The organism is Aeromonas sp. 62-46 (assembly GCF_001898585.1).
GTDB classification, from domain to species: domain Bacteria; phylum Pseudomonadota; class Gammaproteobacteria; order Enterobacterales; family Aeromonadaceae; genus Aeromonas; species Aeromonas caviae.
The window spans coordinates 118835-140372 of sequence record NZ_MKUI01000003.1 but is presented as its reverse complement, the minus strand read 5'-3'; the positions used below and the strand labels follow the sequence as shown (position 1 = coordinate 140372).

General features: G+C 60.5%; 17 protein-coding genes. 7 read left to right on the top strand and 10 right to left on the bottom strand.

What is annotated here, in order from left to right; all coding sequences use genetic code 11:
* Positions 1-53: 53 nt before the first annotated feature.
* The 10 genes from uspE to ccoN all read right to left on the bottom strand — a co-directional run bounded on the left by uspE (position 54) and on the right by ccoN (position 9245).
* Entirely contained in the window at positions 54-1001 is a 948-nt protein-coding gene (gene uspE, locus BGO64_RS00760; protein ID WP_039040780.1) for a universal stress protein UspE, read from the bottom strand.
* Positions 1002-1137: 136 nt separating this feature from the next.
* Complete coding sequence (gene fnr / locus BGO64_RS00755) at positions 1138-1893, bottom strand: fumarate/nitrate reduction transcriptional regulator Fnr (RefSeq protein WP_041215139.1); 756 nt, start codon at positions 1891-1893, stop codon at positions 1138-1140.
* 68 nt (positions 1894-1961) lie between these two features.
* The gene (locus BGO64_RS00750; protein WP_286699983.1) at positions 1962-2648 is read right to left on the bottom strand and encodes a sulfite exporter TauE/SafE family protein; all 687 of its coding nucleotides are present in this window, start codon (positions 2646-2648) and stop codon (positions 1962-1964) included.
* Positions 2632-2838, bottom strand: coding sequence for a cbb3-type cytochrome oxidase assembly protein CcoS (gene ccoS / locus BGO64_RS00745; RefSeq protein ID WP_124243799.1), 207 nt, complete (start codon positions 2836-2838; stop codon positions 2632-2634). The genes BGO64_RS00750 and ccoS overlap by 17 nt, the downstream gene beginning before the upstream one ends.
* A gap of 82 nt (positions 2839-2920) precedes the next feature.
* Entirely contained in the window at positions 2921-5317 is a 2397-nt protein-coding gene (locus tag BGO64_RS00740) for a heavy metal translocating P-type ATPase (RefSeq protein WP_286699982.1), read from the bottom strand.
* An 88-nt stretch (positions 5318-5405) separates the two neighbouring features.
* The gene (locus BGO64_RS00735) at positions 5406-5894 is read right to left on the bottom strand and encodes a FixH family protein (RefSeq protein ID WP_010674777.1); all 489 of its coding nucleotides are present in this window, start codon (positions 5892-5894) and stop codon (positions 5406-5408) included.
* A gap of 113 nt (positions 5895-6007) precedes the next feature.
* Positions 6008-6997, bottom strand: a complete 990-nt coding sequence (gene ccoP / locus BGO64_RS00730; protein WP_286699981.1) for a cytochrome-c oxidase, cbb3-type subunit III — start codon at positions 6995-6997, stop codon at positions 6008-6010.
* The gene (locus BGO64_RS00725) at positions 6997-7176 is read right to left on the bottom strand and encodes a CcoQ/FixQ family Cbb3-type cytochrome c oxidase assembly chaperone (RefSeq protein WP_010674775.1); all 180 of its coding nucleotides are present in this window, start codon (positions 7174-7176) and stop codon (positions 6997-6999) included. Before BGO64_RS00725 ends, ccoP begins: the two co-directional genes overlap by 1 nt.
* Positions 7177-7187: 11 nt before the next feature.
* Positions 7188-7802, bottom strand: coding sequence for a cytochrome-c oxidase, cbb3-type subunit II (ccoO, locus tag BGO64_RS00720; RefSeq protein WP_010674774.1), 615 nt, complete (start codon positions 7800-7802; stop codon positions 7188-7190).
* Positions 7803-7820: 18 nt separating this feature from the next.
* Positions 7821-9245, bottom strand: a complete 1425-nt coding sequence (ccoN, locus tag BGO64_RS00715) for a cytochrome-c oxidase, cbb3-type subunit I (protein ID WP_010674773.1) — start codon at positions 9243-9245, stop codon at positions 7821-7823.
* A 279-nt stretch (positions 9246-9524) separates the two neighbouring features.
* On the opposite strand from ccoN, the gene BGO64_RS00710 reads away from it, so the two are divergent.
* From BGO64_RS00710 to BGO64_RS00680, 7 genes are all read left to right on the top strand, one after another.
* Positions 9525-9983, top strand: coding sequence for a hypothetical protein (locus tag BGO64_RS00710; protein WP_286699980.1), 459 nt, complete (start codon positions 9525-9527; stop codon positions 9981-9983).
* Between the two features lie 108 nt (positions 9984-10091).
* Complete coding sequence (gene msrC / locus BGO64_RS00705) at positions 10092-10550, top strand: free L-methionine (R)-S-oxide reductase MsrC (RefSeq protein ID WP_010674771.1); 459 nt, start codon at positions 10092-10094, stop codon at positions 10548-10550.
* 101 nt (positions 10551-10651) lie between these two features.
* Positions 10652-11296, top strand: coding sequence for an RNA chaperone ProQ (gene proQ / locus BGO64_RS00700; RefSeq protein ID WP_010674770.1), 645 nt, complete (start codon positions 10652-10654; stop codon positions 11294-11296).
* A gap of 8 nt (positions 11297-11304) precedes the next feature.
* The gene (gene prc / locus BGO64_RS00695; protein WP_286699979.1) at positions 11305-13320 is read left to right on the top strand and encodes a carboxy terminal-processing peptidase; all 2016 of its coding nucleotides are present in this window, start codon (positions 11305-11307) and stop codon (positions 13318-13320) included.
* Between the two features lie 129 nt (positions 13321-13449).
* Positions 13450-16074, top strand: coding sequence for an aminopeptidase N (gene pepN / locus BGO64_RS00690; RefSeq protein WP_286699978.1), 2625 nt, complete (start codon positions 13450-13452; stop codon positions 16072-16074).
* Positions 16075-16141: 67 nt separating this feature from the next.
* Entirely contained in the window at positions 16142-16363 is a 222-nt protein-coding gene (locus BGO64_RS00685) for a DUF2835 family protein (protein ID WP_010674767.1), read from the top strand.
* A gap of 274 nt (positions 16364-16637) precedes the next feature.
* Positions 16638-21500: an NAD-glutamate dehydrogenase gene (locus BGO64_RS00680; RefSeq protein WP_286699977.1), complete on the top strand. Its 4863-nt coding sequence runs from the start codon at positions 16638-16640 to the stop codon at positions 21498-21500.
* Positions 21501-21538: the final 38 nt, after the last annotated feature.

Genomic DNA, 21538 nt, shown 5'->3' with positions numbered 1-21538 from the left:
GACAAAAATAAGCGGCTTATTATAGCCATGTCCCGGGGGAGGGCAAGAAACGCTTATGCAGGATGACGCCTGTCATCCACAGGGCAGCTGTAATCGTCGGGTTTGAGGATGAGAATGTCGCAGTTGAGCCTGTCCACCACGTGCTCGGCGGTGTTGCCAAGCAGGGCGGCAGAGAGGCCGGTACGGCCGACGCATCCCATGATCATCAGGGTGGCATTCAGATCGTCCGCCATGTCCGGCAGCACCTCCTCCGGCAAGCCTTCCGCCACTTTGGTCCACATGTGGTTGATGCCGAACTGATCGGCATGTTCTCGCAGCAGATCTTCATGGTGTTTGCGAATGGCATCGTTGTAGGCGTTGGGATCGAACTCTGGCAGTTCGATGGCGACATTGACCGGGGTGCCCGGGTAGGTGTTGACCAGATAGAGACTGGCACCAAGCAGCTCGGCGATGGCGATCCCCTCGCGGGTGATCCGCTCGTTGAGCACCTTCTGCTCCTTGTCATCGCTCGAGCAGTTGATGGCGGCAATCAGGTTGCCCCCCCGTTGCCAGTGCCCTTCTTTTACCAGCAGAACCGGACAGGGGCATTTGCGCAGCAGGTGCCAGTCGGTGGGGGTGAAGATGAAGGTTTGCAGGAAGGAGTGCTTGTGAGTCGCCTTGACGACCAGATCGTGACGCTGCTCCAGCACTTCCTGAATGACGCACTCGAAGGGACGGTTGTGCCAGAGCACTTTCACTTCGCATTCCAGCCCTCTGGCCCGATAGGGAGTGAGGATCTCGTCGAGCCACTCCCGACGTTGGGCGATGACACCATGGCGCATCTCTTCCCGCTCGTCTGCCGAGAGCATGGCGGTCATCTCGTAAGAGAAGTCGTAAATCGTCAGGAGCAGGGTCAGCTGGGCGCCCTCATCCAGCTCGGCGACCTTGACCGCGCGCTCGAGCGCAATCTGGCGCTCCTCCTCGGGATTGATCACCACCAGAATGTTTCGGTACTTGACCATGTTCTCCTCCTTGGCAAAAAGGCCAATGATGGCAACTCTTTAGCTATTACAGCTTAGTCCAAGGGGGGAGGCGGGAAGGTGTGCCGGATCAAATTTCAGGGTGCTCCGATCCGGCAAAAGAGGAAATAAACGGGGATTAACCGCAGGGAGGACGAGTGGCTCCGGCCATGACGCCCAAGGCAACGTTGTCCAATACAGTAATGTATTTGCCTTTAACGCTGATGAGACCGGATTTCTGGAAACGGCCCAGCAGGCGGCTGATGGTCTCGACGGTGAGACCGAGGTAGTTGCCGATGTCCCCACGGGTCATGGAGAGGCGGAACTCCTTGGCGGAGAAGCCGCGCTCGGAGAAGCGAACCGAGAGATTGTGCAGGAAGGCAGCGAGGCGCTCTTCGGCGTTCTTTTTGGAGAGCAGCAGTATCATCTCCTGGTCGCCCATGATCTCGTTGCTCATCAGCCGCATGATCTGCTGGCGCAGTTTGGGCATCTTACCAGAGAGGTCGTCGAGCACATCGAACGGTATTTCGCACACCATGGCGGTTTCCAGCGCCTGGGCGAAGGAGGGGTGGGCCTGCTTGTGGATGGCGTCGAAACCGACCAGATCACCGGCGAGGTGGAAGGCGGTGATCTGTTCGTCACCCTGTTCGGTGATGGTATATGACTTGATGGTCCCGGAACGTATGGCATAGAGCGACTTGAGCTCATCGCCGGCCTTGAACAACTCTTCACCCTTCTGGATCGGCTTTTTGCGCTCGATAATGCTGTCGAGCTGATCGAGCTCGTTGTCGTTAAGGGTGAAGGGGATGCAGAGCTGGCTGATGCTGCAATCCTGGCAATGAATTGCACAGCCACCGCTCTGAATACGTCTGCCAGGTTTCTTGTCCGGGATCATAGGCTCAAATGAATAATTGATTTATATCAAACAAGTTTACCACCATCTCATCCGTTTTGGATAGGGTTTCAAAAGGACGCCATCCCGATCCAGAGGGTGTGGATCCCGTAGGCAATAAGCAGCAAGGCGCCCCCAAGGCGCAGGCTGCGCAGGGTGAGCCAGTAGCGCAATCGGTCTGCCAGCCCCCCCAGCGCAAACAGAGTCGGCAGGGTGCCGAGGCCGAAAAAGAGCATGATGAGCGCCCCGCCACTTGCGGAGCCTGCGGCAGCGCTCCAGGTCAGCATGGAGTAGACGAGGCCGCAAGGGAGCCAGCCCCAGACCATGCCAAAGGGGAGGGCCTGCCAGGCTGATGTAAACGGGAGAAACCTGCCTGCCAGCGGCTTGATGAGAGGCCAGAACTTCGCACCGATGCGCTCGAGCAGCAAGACGCCATGCCACCAGCCAGCCAAGTAGAGGCCGAGCGCTATCATCAGCAGGGCGGCGATGAGGCGAAGCCCTGCCAGGGCGTGTTTGCCAGCGCCTATCTCCGTGGTGGTGGCGAGCAAACCACCCACCAGCGCGCCCGCCAGCACATAGCTCAGGATGCGCCCCAGGTTGTAGTTGAGCAGATAACCGAGTCGGCCCCAAAAATGCTGCCTCTCGGCAGGTATGGCCATGGAGAGCGCGGCGGACACGCCGCCGCACATGCCGATACAGTGGCCGGCACCGGCAAGCCCGACCAGCAGGGCGCCCATGAGGTCAAGGCTGCTGGTCATGAGGCTTGCTTTCCTGTTCTGCTTGTTGTTCAGGGGGGGGCAAGGGGCGCTGCTCCTCGTCAAACAGGATGTTGGAGCCCTGCCTGTCGAGATCCTCGAACTGCTCGGAGCGGATGGCCCAGAAGAAGACGGCTCCTGCAATGACAACGAACAGGATGGCGATGGGGATAAGGACGAAGATGATGTTCATGGCGCGGACCCTGTGGTGAAAGGGGGATGATAACCCGGCGAGGCAAGAGGTGCCGCCACCCGGGAGGATGCCAGATGGCTGCTCACCGGTTGAGCCGCATGGAGTTGGTGACCACGATGAGGGAGCTCAGGGACATGCCAGCAGCCGCCAGATAAGGGGGGAGCCAGCCACTTGCCGCCAGCGGCAGCACAAGCAGGTTGTAGCCGATGGACCAGGCAAAGTTCTCCTTGATGATCTTGCGAGTGCGCAGGGCCAGGGCCCGGGCGGCCAGCAGACGGGAGAGATCGTCGGCCAGCAGGATGGCGTCGGCGCTGTTCTTGGCCAGATCCGTGCCCCCCGCCATGGCAAAGGACGCGTGGGCGCCGGCCAGCACAGGGGCGTCGTTGATGCCATCTCCCACCATGATGCTGATATCCCCGGCCGCTTCCCGGGCCTTGAGGTAGGCCAGCTTGCCGTCCGGGGTGACCCCTTTTACCAGCTCATCGACACCCAGCTCGCGGGCCAGCATGTCCGCCTGGTCCGAACCGTCGCCGGTGAGAATGGTGGTTTGCAGGCCAGCCTCCTTGAAGGCCTGGATCAGTGCACCGGCATCGGGGCGTAGCGTGTCGGCCAGGATGAAACGGGCCAGCAGTCCGTGTTCATCGGCCAGATAGATGGCCAGCCCTTGAGCGGCATTCTCTTCTTGCGCCAGTTCGAGCCAGCGTGCACTGCCGATGCGGTAATGTTTGCCCTCAATCACCCCCTGCACGCCGTGGCCGATGACGGGGGTGATGTCGCTGGCGGCGAGCGGCACCCCGTCCGCCAGTGGTTTGCTTCGAAACGCACGGGCGATGGGGTGCTCGGAGTAGGTCTCCAGGGCCTGGGCGAGGGCGAGGCAGCGGGCTGCGTCGAGCTCGCCGAGGGGCTGGGTGCTCACCAGGCTGATGTTGCCCGTGGTCAGGGTCCCCGTCTTGTCCATCACGATGCGGTTGGCCCGGGTCAGAATGTCCAGCACGTGGCCGCGGCGCAGCAGGATGCCGCTGCGGGTCAGGTTGGCAGTGGCCGAGGTCAGTGCGGTCGGGGTGGCCAGCGAGAGGGCGCAGGGGCAGGTCGCCACCAGCACCGCCAGGGTGACCCAGAAGGCCCGCTCGGGCTCATGAAAATGCCAGAAGGTCCAGACCCCGGCCGCAATGATCAGGAGCACCAGGATAAAGTGGCGCGACAGCACGTCCGCCAGTTGGGCGATGGCGGGCTTGTCGTCCAGAGCATGATCCTGCAGGCGCATGATCTGGGCCAGACGCGACTCTTCAATGGGATGGCTGACCCGGATCTCCAGGGGGGCATCGGTATTGATGGTGCCTGCATAGACGGGATCCCCGGCCTGCTTGAGCAGAGGCAACTGTTCGCCAGTCAGCATGGATTCGTTGAGGCTGGCCTGGCCCAAGGTGACGATGCCGTCTGCCGGCAGGGTGGCCCCCGCGAGTACCCGCACCCTGTCTCCGACTCGCAGCGTTTTGGCGGCCACCTCGTGTTCGCCGTCATCATCGATGCGGGTCGCCATGATGGGCACCAGACGCGCCAGGTTGGAGCTCGACTCCGACGCCTTGCGCCTCGCTCGCAGTTCCAGCAGACGGCCCAACAGCAGGAAAAAGACGAACATGGTGATGGAGTCGTAATAGACCTCACCCGTGTTGAAGACCGTGGCCCAGATGGAGGCGACGAAGGCGCCGATCAGTGCCAGCGACACCGAAACATCCATGGAGAGGTGCCCCTGCTTCAGGCTGCGCCATGCCCCCACGTAAAAAGGCTGGGCCGAGTAGATCATGATGGGGGTGGAGAGCAGAAGGCTTATCCACTTGAAGTAGATCATGAACTCCTCTTCCACGCTGATGAAGAGGTCCATGTAGAGTGCTACGGCGCACATCATCACCTGCATGGAGCCAAGGCCGGCCAGCGCCATGCGGAACATGTAGCTGCGCACCTCTTTGGCGTAGAGCGCTTCCTGCTGATGAGTCTGGAAGGGATAGGCGCGATAGCCGACCCTGGCAAAGCCCTTGAGAATGTCGCTCAAAGAGAGCTGGGCCGGATCCCACTTGATGCGGGCGCGATGGGTGGTGGTATTGACGTTGATGTAACGCAGACCGCGCAGGGTCATCAGGTGCCGCTCGATGAGCCAGGCACAGGCGGCGCAGGTCAAACCTTCCACCGTCAGCTGGATCTCGCGCGTAGTTTCGCGACCCGTACCGGTGTCGGTGACGAACTCCTGCTGCACCTCTGCCAGATCGTAGTGGGTGAGGGCGGCGAGCTCTTCGGGCACCAGTTCCCCCTTGATGCCGGGAGCGGTGCGGTGTTCGTAATAACTGGCGAGGCCGCATTCGAGAATGGTCTGTGCCACGGCCTGACAGCCAGGGCAACACATCGGCTGAACGATGCCTTTGATCTCGAGAGTAAAGTTACTGCCAGTGGGAACCGGTTCACCACAGTGAAAACAGCCGGTCATGGTGATCATCCCTCTTTGATGCAGCCCTGCAGGCCGGGTCGGGGAGAAGGGCGGCTGACCGGCGTGCCGATCACCCTGCCTTCGTGATTCAACGTCCCTTGGGATCGAGCTCAATCGCTGCCTGAGTCGGCAGTTGTGCCGTCTCCTGGAGGCGCCATTCATGGTTGAAGGCATCGACCCGCACGTGCCACTTGCCGGTGAGGGGCTTGTCGAGCATCAGGCGATAGACTCCCTTGCCATCGGCCGTCAGCAGATGTTCGCTGTCCAGGCCCGCCAACGTGGGATGAAACAGGGAGAGGTGCAGTGCCTGCCCGAGGGGGAAATCCCCGGACAGTGGATTTAACGTCAGCTCCTTGTCGCTGACATTGAGGGCGATACGGATGCCGAGCGCCTCGGCGCGATCGAACTTGCTGAGATCCTGGTTAATCTCCTTGCCCTGCTTGTAGTAGTCCTCCGCCACCAGGTTGACCCCATCCTTGCTGGCAATGATGGCGGTGGCGATGCTGCCTACCACGGCGGCGCAGGGGAGGGCGATGATGAACCAGGGCCAGAATTGGCGATACCAGGGTTGAGTCATGATGCTACCGAAACAAATGGTTAACGAAATGGCGGTAATTCAGCCAACACAAGATAACAAAAAGCCTCGAAGAGTCGAGGCTTTTTGCTGATTAATCACGTGCTTATCACATGTTACTGCTGATTTTGCCGATCGTTGTGGGACAAGCTGTAAACGTAGGAAGCGAGCAGATGTACCTTGTCTTCCCCCAGAATGTCCTTCCAGGCCGGCATCACGCCGTGGCGCCCGTGGGTGATGGTCTGTTCGACCACCTGACGGGAGCCGCCATAGAGCCAGATGTTGTTGGTGAGATCCGGTGCGCCGAAGGCGATGCCGCCCTTGGCATCCGGACCGTGGCAGGCGGCGCACATGGCAAAGCGTGCTTCCCCTTTCTTGGCTTCCACCAGATCAACCTTGCGACCGGAGAGGCTCAGCACATAGGAGGCAACCTCCTTCACCCCGTCCTGACCCAGGATCTCGCCCCAGGCGGCCATGATCCCCTGACGACCGCCCATGATGGTGGTCTTGATCTGGTCGGGGGCGCCGCCCCACTGCCATTCGCTGTCGGTCAGGTTCGGGAAACCGCGGCCACCGCGGGCATCGGAGCCATGACACTGGGAACAGTTTTGCAGGAACAGGCGCTGACCCACCTTCAAGGCTTCCGGATCCTTGGCGATCTCGGTGATCTCCTTGTAGCTATTGCCGTCAGCCTGATAGGTCAGCTCGCGGAACTTGGCGCCGTAGATCTCGTCGGCCTTGGCGAGTTCCCGGTCGTATTCCACCGCGCGTCCTTCGGCCTTGGCAGACTCGGCCGCCGCCTTGGACTCGGCCAGGGAACGCACATCCTGGTTGGAGCTCTGCCAGCCCAGCAGACCCTTGAAGTTGCCAAGGCCCGGGAAGGCGAGCAGGTAGATGAGCCCGGTGACGATGAAGAAGAGGAACATATAGGACCACCACTTCGGCAGGGGATTGTTGATCTCCTCGATGCCGTCGAAGGTGTGACCCATGGGTTTGCCCTCTTCGGCCCCCATCTTGTCCTTCATGCACCAGGCCAGCAGCAGGAAGCAGCCGAGAATGGTGCCAAGGCTTATGACGGTCACAAAAATGCTAAACAGAGTGCTCATTATTGCTTCGCTCCTGCGTTCTTGTTATCAGCACTGGGTTGCTCGTCATCGGCAAAAACCAGGTTGGCGGCCTCGTCGAAAGAAGCCTTGCGGCGCTTGCTGTAGGCCCAGACGATGATGCCAATCATGATGACCATCAGCAGCAGGGTGTACAGGCCGCGAAATGTGCCGTAATCCATATCCCGACTCCTTATTTCAGGGCATGGCCCAGTGATTGCAGATAGGCGATCAGCGCATCCAGCTCGGTCTTGCCCTTGACGGCCTCACCGGCACCGGCGATGTCGGCATCGGTATAGGGCACGCCGAAGTGATCCCGGAACAGAGCCAGCTTCTTGCCGGTCAGCTCGCCGCTCAGCACATTGGTCTCGAGCCAGGGGAAGGCCGGCATGTTGGACTCGGGCACCACGTCGCGCGGGTTGATGAGGTGGGCGCGATGCCAGTCATCGGAGTAGCGGCCGCCGACCCGGGCCAGATCCGGGCCGGTACGCTTGGAGCCCCACAGGAAGGGGTGCTCCCAGACGCTCTCGCCGGCAACCGAGTAGTGGCCGTAGCGTTCGGTCTCGGCGCGGAACGGGCGGATCATCTGGCTGTGGCAGACGGTGCAGCCTTCGCGGATGTAGATGTCGCGTCCTTCCATCTGCAGGGCGGTGTAGGGCTTGAGGCCCTCCACCGGCTCGTTGGTCTGCTTCTGGAAGAACAGGGGGGTGATTTCCACCAGGCCCCCCAGGCTGATGGCGAAGATGATGCCAATCACCAGCATGGGGACGCTTTTTTCAAAAATCTCGTGACGGTTGTTGTTGCTCATGCTTTAAACCCCTTCAAATCAGGCTGGCTGTGCGACGGGTTCCAGAGAACCCTTGGGCGCAGTGACGGTGCGATAGGCGTTGTAGGCCATCAGCAGCATGCCGGTGACGAAGAAGCAGCCACCCAGGAAGCGCACGAAGTAGAAGGGATAGGAAGCTTGCAGCGCCTCCACGAAGCTGTAGGTCAGGGTGCCGTCGTCGTTGACCGCACGCCACATCAGGCCCTGCATCACACCGGAAATCCACATGGCGACGATATAGAGCACGGTGCCCACGGTGGCCAGCCAGAAGTGGACGTTGATGAGCTTGATGCTGTACATGCGCCCCTGCCCGAACAGGTTCGGGATCAGGTGGTAGACGGCACCGATGGACACCATGGCAACCCAGCCCAGGGCACCGGAGTGAACGTGACCGATAGTCCAGTCGGTGTAGTGGGAGAGGGCGTTGACGGTCTTGATCGCCATCATGGGGCCTTCGAAGGTCGACATGCCGTAGAACGACAGGGAGACGATCAGGAAGCGCAGGATGGGGTCATAACGCAGCTTGTGCCAGGCACCCGAGAGGGTCATGATGCCGTTGATCATGCCGCCCCAGGAGGGCACGAACAGGATGAGGGACATCACCATGCCCAGCGACTGGGCCCAGTCAGGCAGGGCGGTATAGTGCAGGTGGTGCGGACCGGCCCAGATATAGAGGGAGATCAGCGCCCAGAAGTGCACGATGGAGAGGCGGTAGGAGTAGACGGGGCGACCCGCCTGCTTGGGCACGAAATAGTACATCATGCCAAGGAAGCCCGCCGTCAGCAGGAAGCCCACCGCGTTGTGGCCATACCACCACTGCACCATGGCATCCATGGCACCGGAGTACATGGAGTAGGACTTCATGCCGGAGAGCGGCACTTCCATGTTGTTGACGATGTGCAGTACGGCCACCGTGATGATGAAGGCACCGAAGAACCAGTTCGCCACATAGATGTGGGAGGTGGTGCGCTTGACCAGGGTGCCGAAGAAGACGATGGCATAGCTCACCCAGACCACGGCGATGGCGATGTCGATGGGCCACTCCAGCTCGGCGTACTCTTTGGAGGTGGTGTACCCCAGCGGCAGCGAGATGGCTGCAGACAGAATGATCGCCTGCCAGCCCCAGAACACGAAGGAGGCGAGGGGACCACCAAACAGCCGGACCTGACAGGTGCGTTGCACCACGTAGAAGGAGGTGGCCATCAGGGCGCTGCAACCAAATGCGAAGATGACCGCATTGGTATGCAGGGGACGCAGACGGCTGTACGTCAGCCAGGGGGTGTCGAAGTTGAGGGCAGGCCAGATCAGCTGGGCTGCAATCAATACACCCACCGACATGCCGACGATACCCCAGACAATCGTCATGACGGTGAACTGGCGCACAACGGTGTAGTTGTACTCAGGGTGGTTTGTTGTATGGCTCATCGTTGTATTCCGCTTCCGATGCTGTTGTTTGTGTTGCCCGGTGTCCTGGGCCATTTTCACCCCGGTTTTGCAAAATCCTCTCGTTAACATCTGTTAATAAAAGGAAAAGCAAAAGGTGGTTAAATGAAAATCCATTGAGAATGATACTGAAATGACCGGTAAAATAACAGTACAAACAGTGATATATTTGGCTCCAGCGGGTCTCATGTCCGCCAGTTTTTACCTTGCGCCAGATCACGAAAATTACATTTTCAAAGTACCTTACAGAGCTGTTTTTTCATGAAAGAGAGACTCACTTCACGCAAAATCGTCCACCTGTCCATGGTGCTGGTCATTTTGCTCTCCCTGATGGCCTATCGAACCTGGTTTTCAGGCACTGGAAGCGATCATGAAGAGGACACCAATGTTCAGATTTGTGATCTGTCCCACAGCCCCTGCCGCCTCATCGTCGGGGATCGCCCGCTGACGGTCAGCATCGATGGCTTGCCGATCCGCCCTGAACATGACTTTGTCCTGCGCCTTCAAGGGGGTGTGCCGGCCATCACGCCGGTCAAGGCCTGGCTCGAGGGCAAGGAGATGTTCATGGGGCTCATCCCTGTGCAGTTTGAACCCAGCCAAGCGGGGTGGCGAGGGGTAACCCAGGTGGGAAGTTGTACGACCGAGGCGATGGACTGGCTCCTGACCATCGAGTGGAGCAATGGCCAGCGCCATCAACTGATGTTGGGGGCGGCACGTTGAACGGACTCTCATCGAGCCCCAGGAGGGGGGATAATTGAAAATTGATTTGAAATTTTCAGGCAGGACGGTACCTTGCATTGATTATCAAGGAGTGAAGTTCATTTAATCATGATTGAAAAACAAGCATTTTATCGCACGCTCAACCAGCAGGCCCAGGCATTGCTGGAGGGCGAACCCGACATGATCGCCACCCTGGCAAACCTGTCTGCCCTGCTCAATCAGGAACTGGCTGACATCAACTGGGTTGGTTTCTACCTGCTGCAGGGCGAGACCCTGGTGCTCGGCCCGTTCCAGGGCAAGCCGGCCTGTGTGCGCATCCCGGTCGGGCGCGGCGTCTGTGGCACAGCGGTGGCCGAGGGCAAGACCCAGTTGGTGGACGACGTGCACCAGTTTGCGGGGCACATTGCGTGCGACGGTGCCAGCAACTCGGAAATCGTGATCCCGCTGCGCCGTGGCGGGGAGATCATCGGGGTGCTGGACATCGACAGTCCAATCTTTAACCGCTTTGACGAGCAGGACCGGATTGGCCTCGAAGAAACGGTGCAAATTTTGGAAAGCATGCTCTAAGTCATTGCTAGATGGTTCGCAAAAGGTCCCAAGCTCTCTATAATGGGGCCTTTGTTGTGTTCGGGCATGCCCGTGCGTCTATATGAAAGCCAAGGTTATACATGGAAAACACTGAAAAGCTGAAGAACAGTAAAGAGATCGTCGCCTACCTGGTCGAGAAATTCCCGGCCTGCTTCATCGCTGAAGGAGAGGCCAAGCCACTCAAGATTGGCATCTTCCAGGATCTGGCCGCGCGTCTTGCTGATGACGAGAGAGTCTCCAAGACCATGCTGCGCTCTGCTCTGCGTCAATACACCTCCAGCTGGCGTTACCTGCATGGCCTCAAGGCTGGCCAGGCCCGTGTCGATCTGGACGGCAACCCGGGCGAGCTGCTCACCGAAGAGCACATCGAGCATGCCAAACAGGCGCTCAAGGAGAGCAAGGAACGTGTCTTTGCCAGCCGCCGCACCAACACCAAGGAGAAGGAAGACAAGCCCAAGCAGCCGCGTCGCAACGCGCCGCGCAAGGCTGACGCTCCCCGCTCCGACAAGCCCAAGTCCGCCCCTGCTCCCAAGGCTGCACCGGTCGCCGATGCGCCGCTGGTGAAAGTGGATGCCGCTACTCTGAAAGTCGAGCAGGGCGTGCGCGTCGTGCTGGGCAAGTCCCCTGTGCCTGCGACCATCAAGGAAGTGACCAAGGATGACGTACAGGTTCAATTGCAGACCGGCATGATGTTGCGGGTCAAGTTCGAGCATCTGGTTCTCTAAGGAGACGAATGTTGAAGCATGGCGTGATTCGTTTTTCACTCGTTGCCTGTAGCCTGGCGCTTGCCGGGCTCGCACAGGCCATCGAGCCGGTGCTCAAGGAAAGTGATTTGCCTGTGTTGGCTCAAGAGAGCCAACATGCTACGGCCAGCAAGCGAATTGCCAATCTGTTTACCCGCTCCCACTACAAACAGTTCAAGCTGGACGACGCCTTTTCCTCCGTGATCTTTGACAAATATCTGGAGAATCTGGACTACAGCCGCAACCTGTTTCTGGCCTCTGACATCAGCCGTTTTGAGAAATATCGTACCGGTTTTGACACCGACCTCGAGCGAGGGCGGCTGGCTCCGGCCTACGAGATGTTCAACCTGAGTCAGCAGCGGCGGTACGAGCGGTTCGAATACGCCCTCAAACTGCTCGACACTCCCTTCGATTTTACCCAGAAAGACAATTACGTCTTCGATCGGGAAGGGGCTCCCTGGCCCAAGGATGAAGCCGAGCTCAACGAGCTGTGGCGTCAGCGGGTCAAGTTCGATGCCCTGAGCCTCAAGCTCAGCGGCAAGGAGTGGCCCGAGATCAAGGAGCTGCTTGGCAAGCGTTACAACAACGCCATCAAGCGGATGTCCCAGACCGAGAGCGAGGACGTGTTCCAGCTCTTCATGAACTCCTTCGCCCGCGCCATCGAACCGCACACCAGCTATCTGTCTCCGCGCAGCGCCGATCGGTTCAACACCGAGATGAACCTCTCGCTGGAGGGGATTGGCGCCGTGCTGCAGGCGGAAGATGACTTTACCGTCATCCGCTCCCTGGTGCCCGGCGGCCCGGCGGCCAAGTCCAATCACCTGAAACCCGATGACAAGATCACCGGGGTGGGGCAGGACGACGGCAAGATTGTGGATGTCATAGGTTGGCGTCTTGACGACGTGGTCGAGCTCATCAAGGGGCCCAAGGGCAGCAAGGTGAAGCTGGAGATCCAGCGCGGCAAGGGCGCGACCGCCAAGACCGAGCTGGTGGAGCTGGTGCGTGACAAGGTGCGTCTGGAAGACAGAGCCGCCAAGTCCAAGGTGATCACCGCCGAGGGCAAGAAGATCGGCGTGCTCGAGATCCCGAGCTTCTACGTCAACCTGCACGACGACGTGATCAAGGAGATCTCCAGCCTCAACAAGCAGAAGATCGACGGCCTCATCGTCGATCTGCGCGGCAACGGTGGCGGTGCCCTGACGGAAGCCTCCGCTCTGAGCGGTCTCTTCTTTGCCAGCGGCCCCGTGGTGCAGATCCGTGATCACATGGGTCGCATCACCGTCAATGGCGACGACGACGGCAATGTCTACTACGGTGGCCCCATGTCGGTGATGATCGACCGCTACAGCGCCTCGGCCTCCGAGATCTTCGCTGCCGCCATGCAGGACTATGGTCGTGCGCTGATCCTCGGCGAAAACTCGTTTGGCAAGGGGACGGTGCAGCAGCATCGCAGCCTCGCCAAGGTCTATGACTTCTACGAGCAGCCGCTGGGTCACGTGCAGTACACCATCGCCAAGTTCTACCGTATCGATGGCGGCAGTACCCAGAACAAAGGGGTTGCACCCGATATCGCCTTCCCGACCGCAGTGGCGCCGGAGGAGACGGGGGAGAGCCGCGAGTTCAACGCCTTGCCCTGGGACAAGATTGCCTCGGCCAGCTACGAGCGACTGGGGGACTTCTCCAGCCTGCTGCCCAAGCTGAAAGCGGCCCACGAGGCACGGATCACCAAGGATCCGGAATTTGCCTATGTGCTGCAGGACATCAAGGAGTATCAGGCGGACAAGGACAAGAAGTCGGTCTCCCTGAACGAAGCCGAGCGGCTGGCTGAACAGGCCAAACAGGACGAGAAGGCGCTGGCGCGAGCCAACGAGCGGCTGACCCGTCTTGGCAAGCCGACGGTGAAGAGCCTGGATGAACTGCCGACCGATTTCGAGGCACCTGACGAATACCAGGTGGAAGCGGCCAACATCACGGCGGATCTGGCCACCCTCAGCAAGAAGAGCTGATGCTGGCAACGAAATGACAAGGGCGACTCGGGTCGCCCTTTCTTTTGCCTGAATGCAAACTATTTGACCCTGTCCGAGCCTTGTGACAGCCTCTGACACGTCAATAACAAAGCGTGGAAGCACACAATAATGACTGAACAACCTCAGGCCATGACGGCCAAATATCGCCAGGATTACCAGGCTCCCCTCTATTGGTGTGACAGCCTGGATCTCGATTTTCAGCTGCAAGAGCCCCTGACCCGGGTCACCGCCATCTCCCGTTTGCGTCGCAGCGGCGATCACAACGAGCCCCTGGTGCTGGACGGCGAGGGGCTTGACCTTGTCAGTGTCAGTGTGGATGGCGTGCCCTATCAGCAATACGAGCAGGGAGAGAGCAGCCTGACCCTGTTCAACCTGCCGGCCGAGTGCGTGCTGACCGTGGTCACCGACATTGATCCCGCCGCCAACACGGCGCTGGAGGGGCTCTACAAATCCGGCGATGCCTATTGCACCCAGTGCGAGGCCGAGGGCTTTCGTCGTATCACCTATTACATGGACAGGCCAGACATCCTGGCCCGTTACAGTACCCGCATCACCGCCGACAAGGCCAAGTACCCCTATCTGCTCTCCAATGGCAACAAGGTCGCGAGCGGCGATCTGGACGACGGTCGCCACTTCGTGCAGTGGCAGGATCCCTTCCCCAAACCGAGTTACCTGTTTGCCCTGGTTGCCGGTGACTTCGACGTGGAACGCAACCACTTCATTACCAAAAGCGGCCGCCAGGTGGCGCTCGAGATCTTCGTGGACAAGGGCAACCTGGACCGCGCCGGTTTCGCCATGGAGAGCCTCATCAACTCCATGCGCTGGGACGAGCAGCGTTTCGGCCTCGAGTATGACCTCGACATCTACATGATCGTGGCGGTGGACTTTTTCAACATGGGGGCCATGGAGAACAAGGGGCTCAACATCTTCAACTCCAAGTTCGTGCTGGCCAACCCGGCCACTGCCACCGATGCGGACTACCACGGCATCGAGCGGGTGATCGGCCACGAATACTTCCACAACTGGACCGGCAACCGCGTCACCTGCCGCGACTGGTTCCAGTTAAGCCTCAAAGAGGGGCTGACGGTGTTCCGGGATCAGGAGTTCTCTTCCGATCTGGGGTCGCGCGGCGTCAACCGCATCAACAACGTGCGCACCGTGCGCGGTCCGCAGTTTGCCGAAGACGCCGGCCCCATGGCCCACCCCATCCGCCCGGATGTGGTGATCGAGATGAACAACTTCTACACCCTGACCGTCTACGAGAAGGGCTCTGAAGTGATCCGCATGATGCACACCCTGCTGGGGGAGGACGCCTTCCAGGCGGGCATGCGACTCTACTTCGAGCGTCACGACGGCTCTGCCGCCACCTGCGACGACTTCGTGCAGGCGATGGAGGATGCCTCCGGGGTGGATCTCGCTCGATTCCGCCGCTGGTACAGCCAGTCCGGCACCCCCGAGCTCACCGTGACCGACGAATACGATGCCGAAAGCGGTGTCTATCGTCTGCACGTGAGCCAGTACACGCCGCCGACCCAGGATCAGCCACAAAAGCTGCCGCTGCATATCCCCCTCGACATCGAGCTCTACGATGAGCAGGGTGCCGTTATTGCGCTGCAATACCAGGGCAAGGCCATTGGCAATGTGCTGGACGTGCTGGAAGCACAGCAGACTTTCGAATTCGATCGGGTACCGGTCAGGCCAGTACCTTCCCTGCTGCGGGACTTCTCCGCCCCGGTCAAGCTGCACTATGACTACAGCGACGAGGCCCTGGCCTTCCTGATGCGCCATGCCCGCAACGAGTTTGCCCGCTGGGATGCGGCCCAGATGCTGATCAACAAGGCGGTGATCGACGGGGTTGCCCGGGTCCAGCACGGGCAGGGGATTGAACTCTCCCACACCCTGCTGGCGGCCTTTGTCGCCATTCTGGACGAGGCTGCACTGGATCCCGCCCTCAAGGCAGAGATCCTGGCCCTGCCGGGAGAGGCGACCCTGGCCGAGCTGTTCGAGGTAGCCGACATCGACGCCATCCATCAGGTGCGCAACGGCATTCAGACTGCTCTGGCCCACGCCTTTGGCGACCGCCTGCTGGCGTGCTACGAGAGCCTGCGTCTGCCGGCTTATCAGGTGGTCCATGCCGACATGGCCAAGCGGGCCCTCAAGGGTGTGGTGCTGGGTTATCTGGCGGCGCTGGATGCCGCGAAGGCCGATACCCTGGTGCGCGAGCAGTACGGGGCTGCCGACAACATGACCGACACCCTGGCGGCGCTCCAGGTGGCCAACAGCCATCTGCTGCCGTGCCGCGCTGCGCTCTTGGCCGACTTCGAAGGCAAGTGGGCCCATGATGGCCTGGTACTGGACAACTGGCTGCGGCTGGTGGGGGCCAAGCCGGCCAAGGATGTGCTCCATGACGTGAAGCAGGCGATGGCGCACCCGACCTTCAGCATCCGCAACCCGAACCGGCTGCGGGCGCTCATCGGCAGCTTCGCCATGAGCAACCAGGTGCAGTTCCACGCCGCCGATGGCAGCGGCTATCGCTTCCTGACCGATCTCTTGATCGAGCTCAACGAGGTCAATCCCCAGGTGGCGTCCCGCCTCATCACCCCGCTTATCCAGTTCAAGCGGCTCGATGAGGGGCGCAAGGCGCTGGTTCGCGCCGAGCTGACCCGCCTGGCCAACCTGGACGGGCTGGCGCGGGATCTGTTCGAGAAGGTGAGCAAGGCGCTGGCACAGTAAGCGTCACGACGGCGGGCAGGGGAGTCTGGCTCTCCTGCCCGTTTTTCATGGATGACCAGGAGGTGACATGAGGCAATACACTTTTCGGCTCTCCCTTGGCCGCGACGAGATCATGTTGATGTACCAGGGGCAGGTGAACCGCCTGGTGGTACGTACCGAGCAGGGTCTGACCCTGGAGCTGGGGTTGGAGAAAATCCGGCGTTTTGTGTCGGAGAGCGGCGTTCACGGCTACTTTCGACTGAAAACCCAGGACGATCATCGCTTCATTTCCCTGGAACGCATAAATTAACAAAAATTGAACATCAATCCGGGTAAATATCTGCTTTAAGTCACTATCTATCCGGTAAATGGCGCGACATCCAGTGCGATTTTCTGAATTTTGCCAACTTGGCAAAATTTATCACAACCCAAGCCGTGATCTGCCCCTTGTTTTTAACATCCCGTTATCACCTTTGCTCGCCTTCCTTGATCCAAGCCATTACACTTCGCTGCAACTCTGTACCGGTGGGCATCCTGGGTGGATGTCGCCGTGTCTGTGATGTCGTCCGATAAGGAAACTAGCAATGGCATTGAAAGACGCCCCTACCTCCGTTCTGCTCGAAAACGTTCTCAGTCTGATCCACCAGAAATTGCCGAAAAACAGTGCCTCCCTGGTCGAATGTTTCGTTGCCAAGTTCTACGGCAACATGGCCAGTACTGATCTGCATGACCGCAATGACAGCGATCTCTATGGCGCCGCCCTCAGTCTGTGGAATGCCCTCAACCACCGTACCGGCATCGAGCCCTATATCCGGGTCTACAACCCCGAGCTGACCCGCCACGGATGGCAGTCTCCCCATACCATCGTCGAGATCATCCTGCAGGATTCCCCCTTCCTGGTGGACTCCATCCGCATGGCGCTCAAGCGTCTCAATATCACCGCCCACATGATGCTGCACCAGCCGCTGCACCTGATCCGCGGCGAAGGCGGCAAGATTGGCGCCATCCTGGATCTGGACAACACCGCAGAGCAGACCTCGGTGGAAACCGCCTTCCTCATCGAAATCGATCACCTGACCGGTGAAGAGGAGATGGACGCCCTGACTGCCGAGCTCAACTCGGTGGCGCGGGAAGTGGCCCTGGCGGTGGGAGACTGGCAGCCCATGCTGGCGCGCCTGAACGAGATCATCGAGGAGCTGCCCAAACGCAAGAACCCGGTCAGCCAGGCCGAGGTGGACTCCTGCGTCGCCTTCCTCAAATGGGTGGCCGCCCACAACTTCACCCTGATGGGTTATCGTCGCTACGACGTCAAGGCGGTGGAGGGGGATCACGAGATCCTGCCGCAGCCCGAGTCCAGCCTGGGGCTGATGAAGAACTCCATCAAGGACGAAGGCCAGCGCCTCGGCACCATGCCCGCCAGCGCCCGTCACGCGGCCCTCAGTTCCGACTTGCTGATCCTCACCAAGTCCAACAGCAAGTCCCGGGTGCATCGTCCGGCCTATGTGGACTACATCGGCATCAAGCGTTTCGACGAGCACGGCAAGGTGGTGGGAGAGGATCGCTTCATCGGCTTGTATGCCTCCTCCATCTACAACACCAGTGCGACCCAGATCCCCCTCATCAGCCACCGCCTCGAGCGCATCATGGCCGCCTCCGGCTTTGAATCGGGCTCCCATGCCTACAAGGCGCTGCTGAACGTGCTGGAAACCTACCCGCGCGACGAGCTGATCCAGGCCCGTGAAGAGGAGCTGCTGGCCACCGGTCTCGGGGTGCTGGAGATGCAGGAGCGGGACATGCTGCGCCTGTTCGTGCGCCGCGACGTCTACGGCCGCTTCTTCTCCTGCATGGTCTATGTCACCAAGGAGCGCTACAACACGGCGCTGCGGGTCAAGACCCAGCAGATTTTGCAGAAATATTTTGGCAGCAGCATCGATGTGGAGTTCAACGTCTACTTCACCGAGGGTGTGCTGGCACGGACCCACTACATAGTGCGGGTCAACAACAACAACGTGGATGTGGATGTGAACGAAGTACAGAACAACCTGATTGAAGCGGCCCGCAGCTGGGATGACCGCCTGGATTCCGTGCTGCTTTCCCACTATGGCGAGGCCCGCGGCAACGAACTGCGCCGCCGTTTCAGCACCGCCTTCCCCCGCGCCTACAAGGAAGATGTGCTGCCGGGCTCTGCCGTCGCGGACATCATGGCCCTGGATGGATTGAGCGAGGCCGAGCCGCTTGGCATGCTGTTCTACCGCGCCCAGGAGGAGGAGAACGATCGCCGGGTACGCCTCAAGCTGTTCCACCGAAGCGAACCCATCCACCTCTCCGACGTCCTGCCCATGCTCGAAAACATGGGGCTGCGCGTCATCGGCGAGACCCCGTATCAGGTACGGACCCCCACCGGCGAGGTGTTCTGGATCCTCGATTTCTCCATGCTGCTGCGGGGCGAGCAACCGTTCGATCTGGAGCAGAGCCAGCAGCGCTTCCAACAGGCCTTCGCCGCCATCTGGAACAAGACCCTGGAAGATGACGGCTTCAACCGTCTGGTGCTGGGGGCCGGCCTCACCGGTCGTCAGGTATCCGTGCTGCGGGCCTATGCCAAATACATGCGCCAGACCGGCGTCTCCTTCAGCCAGTCCTATATCGAGGAGACCCTGACCCGTTATCCGGACATCGCCCAGCTGCTGTTCACCCTGTTCGAACAGCGCCTGGATCCGGCCATCAAGCAGGATGCCAAGGTGCCATCGCAAGATGCCAAGGCATCCGCCAAGCTGCACGAGCAGCTCGCCGCCAAGCTGGATCAGGTCGCCAACCTGGATGACGATCGCATCATTCGCCGCTATGTGGAGATGATCGACGCCACCCTGCGCACCAACTACTACCAGCTGGACAAGGCGGGCAACATCAAGCCCTACATCTCCTTCAAGCTGGCCCCCTCCTGCATCACCGACATGCCGCTGCCGCTGCCGAAGTTCGAGATCTTCGTCTACTCCCCGCGAGTGGAAGGAGTACACCTGCGCTGGGGCAAGGTGGCCCGTGGCGGCCTGCGCTGGTCCGATCGCAAAGAGGACTTCCGCACCGAAGTGCTGGGTCTGGTGAAAGCTCAGCAGGTGAAGAACACCGTCATCGTGCCGGTGGGCGCCAAGGGCGGCTTCTATTGCAAGCAGATGCCGGCGGGGGCGCCCCGTGCCGTCATCCAGGAGGAGGGCAAGGCCTGCTACCGTCTGTTCATCCGCGGCCTGCTCGATGTGACCGACAATATCATCGGCGGCGAGGTGATCCCGCCAAAATCCGTGGTGCGTCACGACGAGGATGATTATTACCTGGTCGTGGCCGCCGACAAAGGCACTGCCACCTTCTCCGACATCGCCAACGAGATAAGCCTCGAATACGGCCACTGGCTCGGCGATGCGTTTGCCTCCGGCGGCTCGGTGGGCTATGACCACAAGAAGATGGGCATCACCGCCCGCGGCGCCTGGGAATCGGTCAAGCGCCACTTCCGTGAGATCGGCATCAACTGCCAGACCACCGACTTCACCTGCGTGGGGATAGGCGACATGGCCGGCGACGTGTTCGGCAACGGCATGCTGCTCTCCGAGCACATCCAGCTGGTGGGCGCCTTCAACCACATGCACATCTTCGTCGACCCGACCCCGGATGCGGCCAGGAGCTTCGTCGAGCGCAAGCGCCTGTTCGAGCTGCCGGGCTCGAGCTGGGATGACTACAACCGTGAGCTCATCTCCAAGGGGGGCGGCATCTTCCTGCGCTCTGCCAAGTCCATCAAGCTGAGCCCGGAAATGCAGACCCTGCTCGGCACCGACAAGAGCGGCATGGCCCCGAACGAGCTGATCAAGGCGCTGCTCTGCCTGAACGTCGACCTGCTCTGGAACGGCGGCATCGGCACCTATGTGAAGAGCGCCCGCGAGAGCGACGCCGACGTCGGGGATCGCAGCAACGACGTGCTGCGGGTCAATGGGCGTGACCTGCGTGCCCGCATCGTGGGCGAGGGTGGCAACCTGGGCTTCACCCAGCTTGGCCGGGTGGAGTACGCCAGTCAGGGTGGTCGCATCAACACCGACTTCACCGACAACGTGGGCGGGGTGGATTGCTCCGACAACGAGGTCAACATCAAGATCCTGCTGAACCAATTGGTGGCGGCCGGTGACCTGACCCTCAAGCAGCGCAACCAGATGCTCTACGAGATGACGGATGCGGTGGCCCAGGTGGTCATCACCAACGCCTACCGCCAGTCACAATCCATCTCGGTGACCGCCTTCCGTGGTGCCGAGCAGCTGAAAGAGCAGCAGCGCTTCATCCAGGGGCTGGAGCGGGAAGGCAAGCTGGACCGGGCGCTCGAGTTCCTCCCCTCCGACGAGGAGCTCTCCGAGCGGATGGCGGCAGGGCAGGGGTTGACCCGACCCGAGCTGGCGGTGCTGGTGGCCTACGGCAAGATGGTGCTCAAAGAGCAGCTCAACTGCCCGGAAGTGACCGAGGAGCCCTTCCTCGCCAACATGCTGGTCACCAGCTTCCCGACCCAGTTGCAGCAGCAATTTGGCGCTGCCCTGGCCCAGCACCCGCTACGAGGCGAGATCATCGCGACCCGGGTGGCCAACATGCTGGTCAACGACATGGGGCTCAACTTCGCCAGCCGGATGAAGGACGAGACCGGTGCCTCGGTGGCGGAAGTGGCCTGCTGCTTCGCCATGGCCCGGGAAGTGTTCGGCCTCGGCGCCCTGTGGCGTGACATCGAAGGGTGTGACAACGGGGTGGATGCCCAGACCCAGCTCGAGCTGATGTTCTACAGCCGCCGCATCGTACGCCGCGCCACCCGCTGGTTCCTGCGCGCCCGCAACCGCAGCTGGAGCATCGGCGAGAACATCGCCTTCTTCCGCCCGGCCTTCGAGACCCTGAGTCAGCACCTTTATGAGGTAATGGACGAAAGCGAAGTGGCCGAACACAGCCAGGCGGTCGCCGCCCTGGTGGAGAAACAGGTGCCGGAGGCCATCGCCCGTCGCGTGGCCCACATGAGCAGCCTCTTCTCCTGCCTGGATCTGGCGCAGATTGCTGCGGAGCACAAGACCGACATCCTGCGGGTTGCCAACGTCTACTACCGCCTGGGCGCCAAGCTGGATCTGCACTGGTTCCTCGAACAGATCAACCATCAGCCGGTGGGCAACCACTGGCAGGCGATGGCGCGGGCCTCCTTCCGCGAAGATCTGGACTGGCAGCAACGCAGCCTCACCTCCGTGGTACTGGAAGGGTGCAAAGAGCAGGGGGAATGCGCTACCATACTGGCCGACTGGATTTCGGAGCATGAGCAACTCTTGTCCCGTTGGACCCACATGTTGGCCGACTTCAAGACCACGAGCACGCACGAGTTCGCCAAGTTCTCGGTGGCCTTGCGAGAGTTGAACCTGCTCCAGTTGAATTGCCGAACCTCGGCATAACCCCAAAAGCCCCGGCCAGTTGCCGGGGCTTTTTTTAA

What these genes read in the sequence shown, in the direction of transcription:
- BGO64_RS00750 (WP_286699983.1), bottom strand. Translation starts at nt 2,648, where the DNA reads ATGACCAGCAGCCTTGACCTCATGGGCGCCCTGCTGGTCGGGCTTGCC.
- BGO64_RS00725 (WP_010674775.1), bottom strand. Translation starts at nt 7,176, where the DNA reads ATGGATTACGGCACATTTCGCGGCCTGTACACCCTGCTGCTGATGGTC.
- prc (WP_286699979.1), top strand. Translation starts at nt 11,305, where the DNA reads ATGTTGAAGCATGGCGTGATTCGTTTTTCACTCGTTGCCTGTAGCCTG.
- BGO64_RS00680 (WP_286699977.1), top strand. Translation starts at nt 16,638, where the DNA reads ATGGCATTGAAAGACGCCCCTACCTCCGTTCTGCTCGAAAACGTTCTC.
- BGO64_RS00735 (WP_010674777.1), bottom strand. Translation starts at nt 5,894, where the DNA reads ATGACTCAACCCTGGTATCGCCAATTCTGGCCCTGGTTCATCATCGCC.
- BGO64_RS00740 (WP_286699982.1), bottom strand. Translation starts at nt 5,317, where the DNA reads ATGACCGGCTGTTTTCACTGTGGTGAACCGGTTCCCACTGGCAGTAAC.
- uspE (WP_039040780.1), bottom strand. Translation starts at nt 1,001, where the DNA reads ATGGTCAAGTACCGAAACATTCTGGTGGTGATCAATCCCGAGGAGGAG.
- ccoO (WP_010674774.1), bottom strand. Translation starts at nt 7,802, where the DNA reads ATGAGCAACAACAACCGTCACGAGATTTTTGAAAAAAGCGTCCCCATG.
- BGO64_RS00710 (WP_286699980.1), top strand. Translation starts at nt 9,525, where the DNA reads ATGAAAGAGAGACTCACTTCACGCAAAATCGTCCACCTGTCCATGGTG.
- ccoP (WP_286699981.1), bottom strand. Translation starts at nt 6,997, where the DNA reads ATGAGCACTCTGTTTAGCATTTTTGTGACCGTCATAAGCCTTGGCACC.
- pepN (WP_286699978.1), top strand. Translation starts at nt 13,450, where the DNA reads ATGACTGAACAACCTCAGGCCATGACGGCCAAATATCGCCAGGATTAC.
- proQ (WP_010674770.1), top strand. Translation starts at nt 10,652, where the DNA reads ATGGAAAACACTGAAAAGCTGAAGAACAGTAAAGAGATCGTCGCCTAC.
- BGO64_RS00685 (WP_010674767.1), top strand. Translation starts at nt 16,142, where the DNA reads ATGAGGCAATACACTTTTCGGCTCTCCCTTGGCCGCGACGAGATCATG.
- msrC (WP_010674771.1), top strand. Translation starts at nt 10,092, where the DNA reads ATGATTGAAAAACAAGCATTTTATCGCACGCTCAACCAGCAGGCCCAG.
- fnr (WP_041215139.1), bottom strand. Translation starts at nt 1,893, where the DNA reads ATGATCCCGGACAAGAAACCTGGCAGACGTATTCAGAGCGGTGGCTGT.
- ccoS (WP_124243799.1), bottom strand. Translation starts at nt 2,838, where the DNA reads ATGAACATCATCTTCGTCCTTATCCCCATCGCCATCCTGTTCGTTGTC.
- ccoN (WP_010674773.1), bottom strand. Translation starts at nt 9,245, where the DNA reads ATGAGCCATACAACAAACCACCCTGAGTACAACTACACCGTTGTGCGC.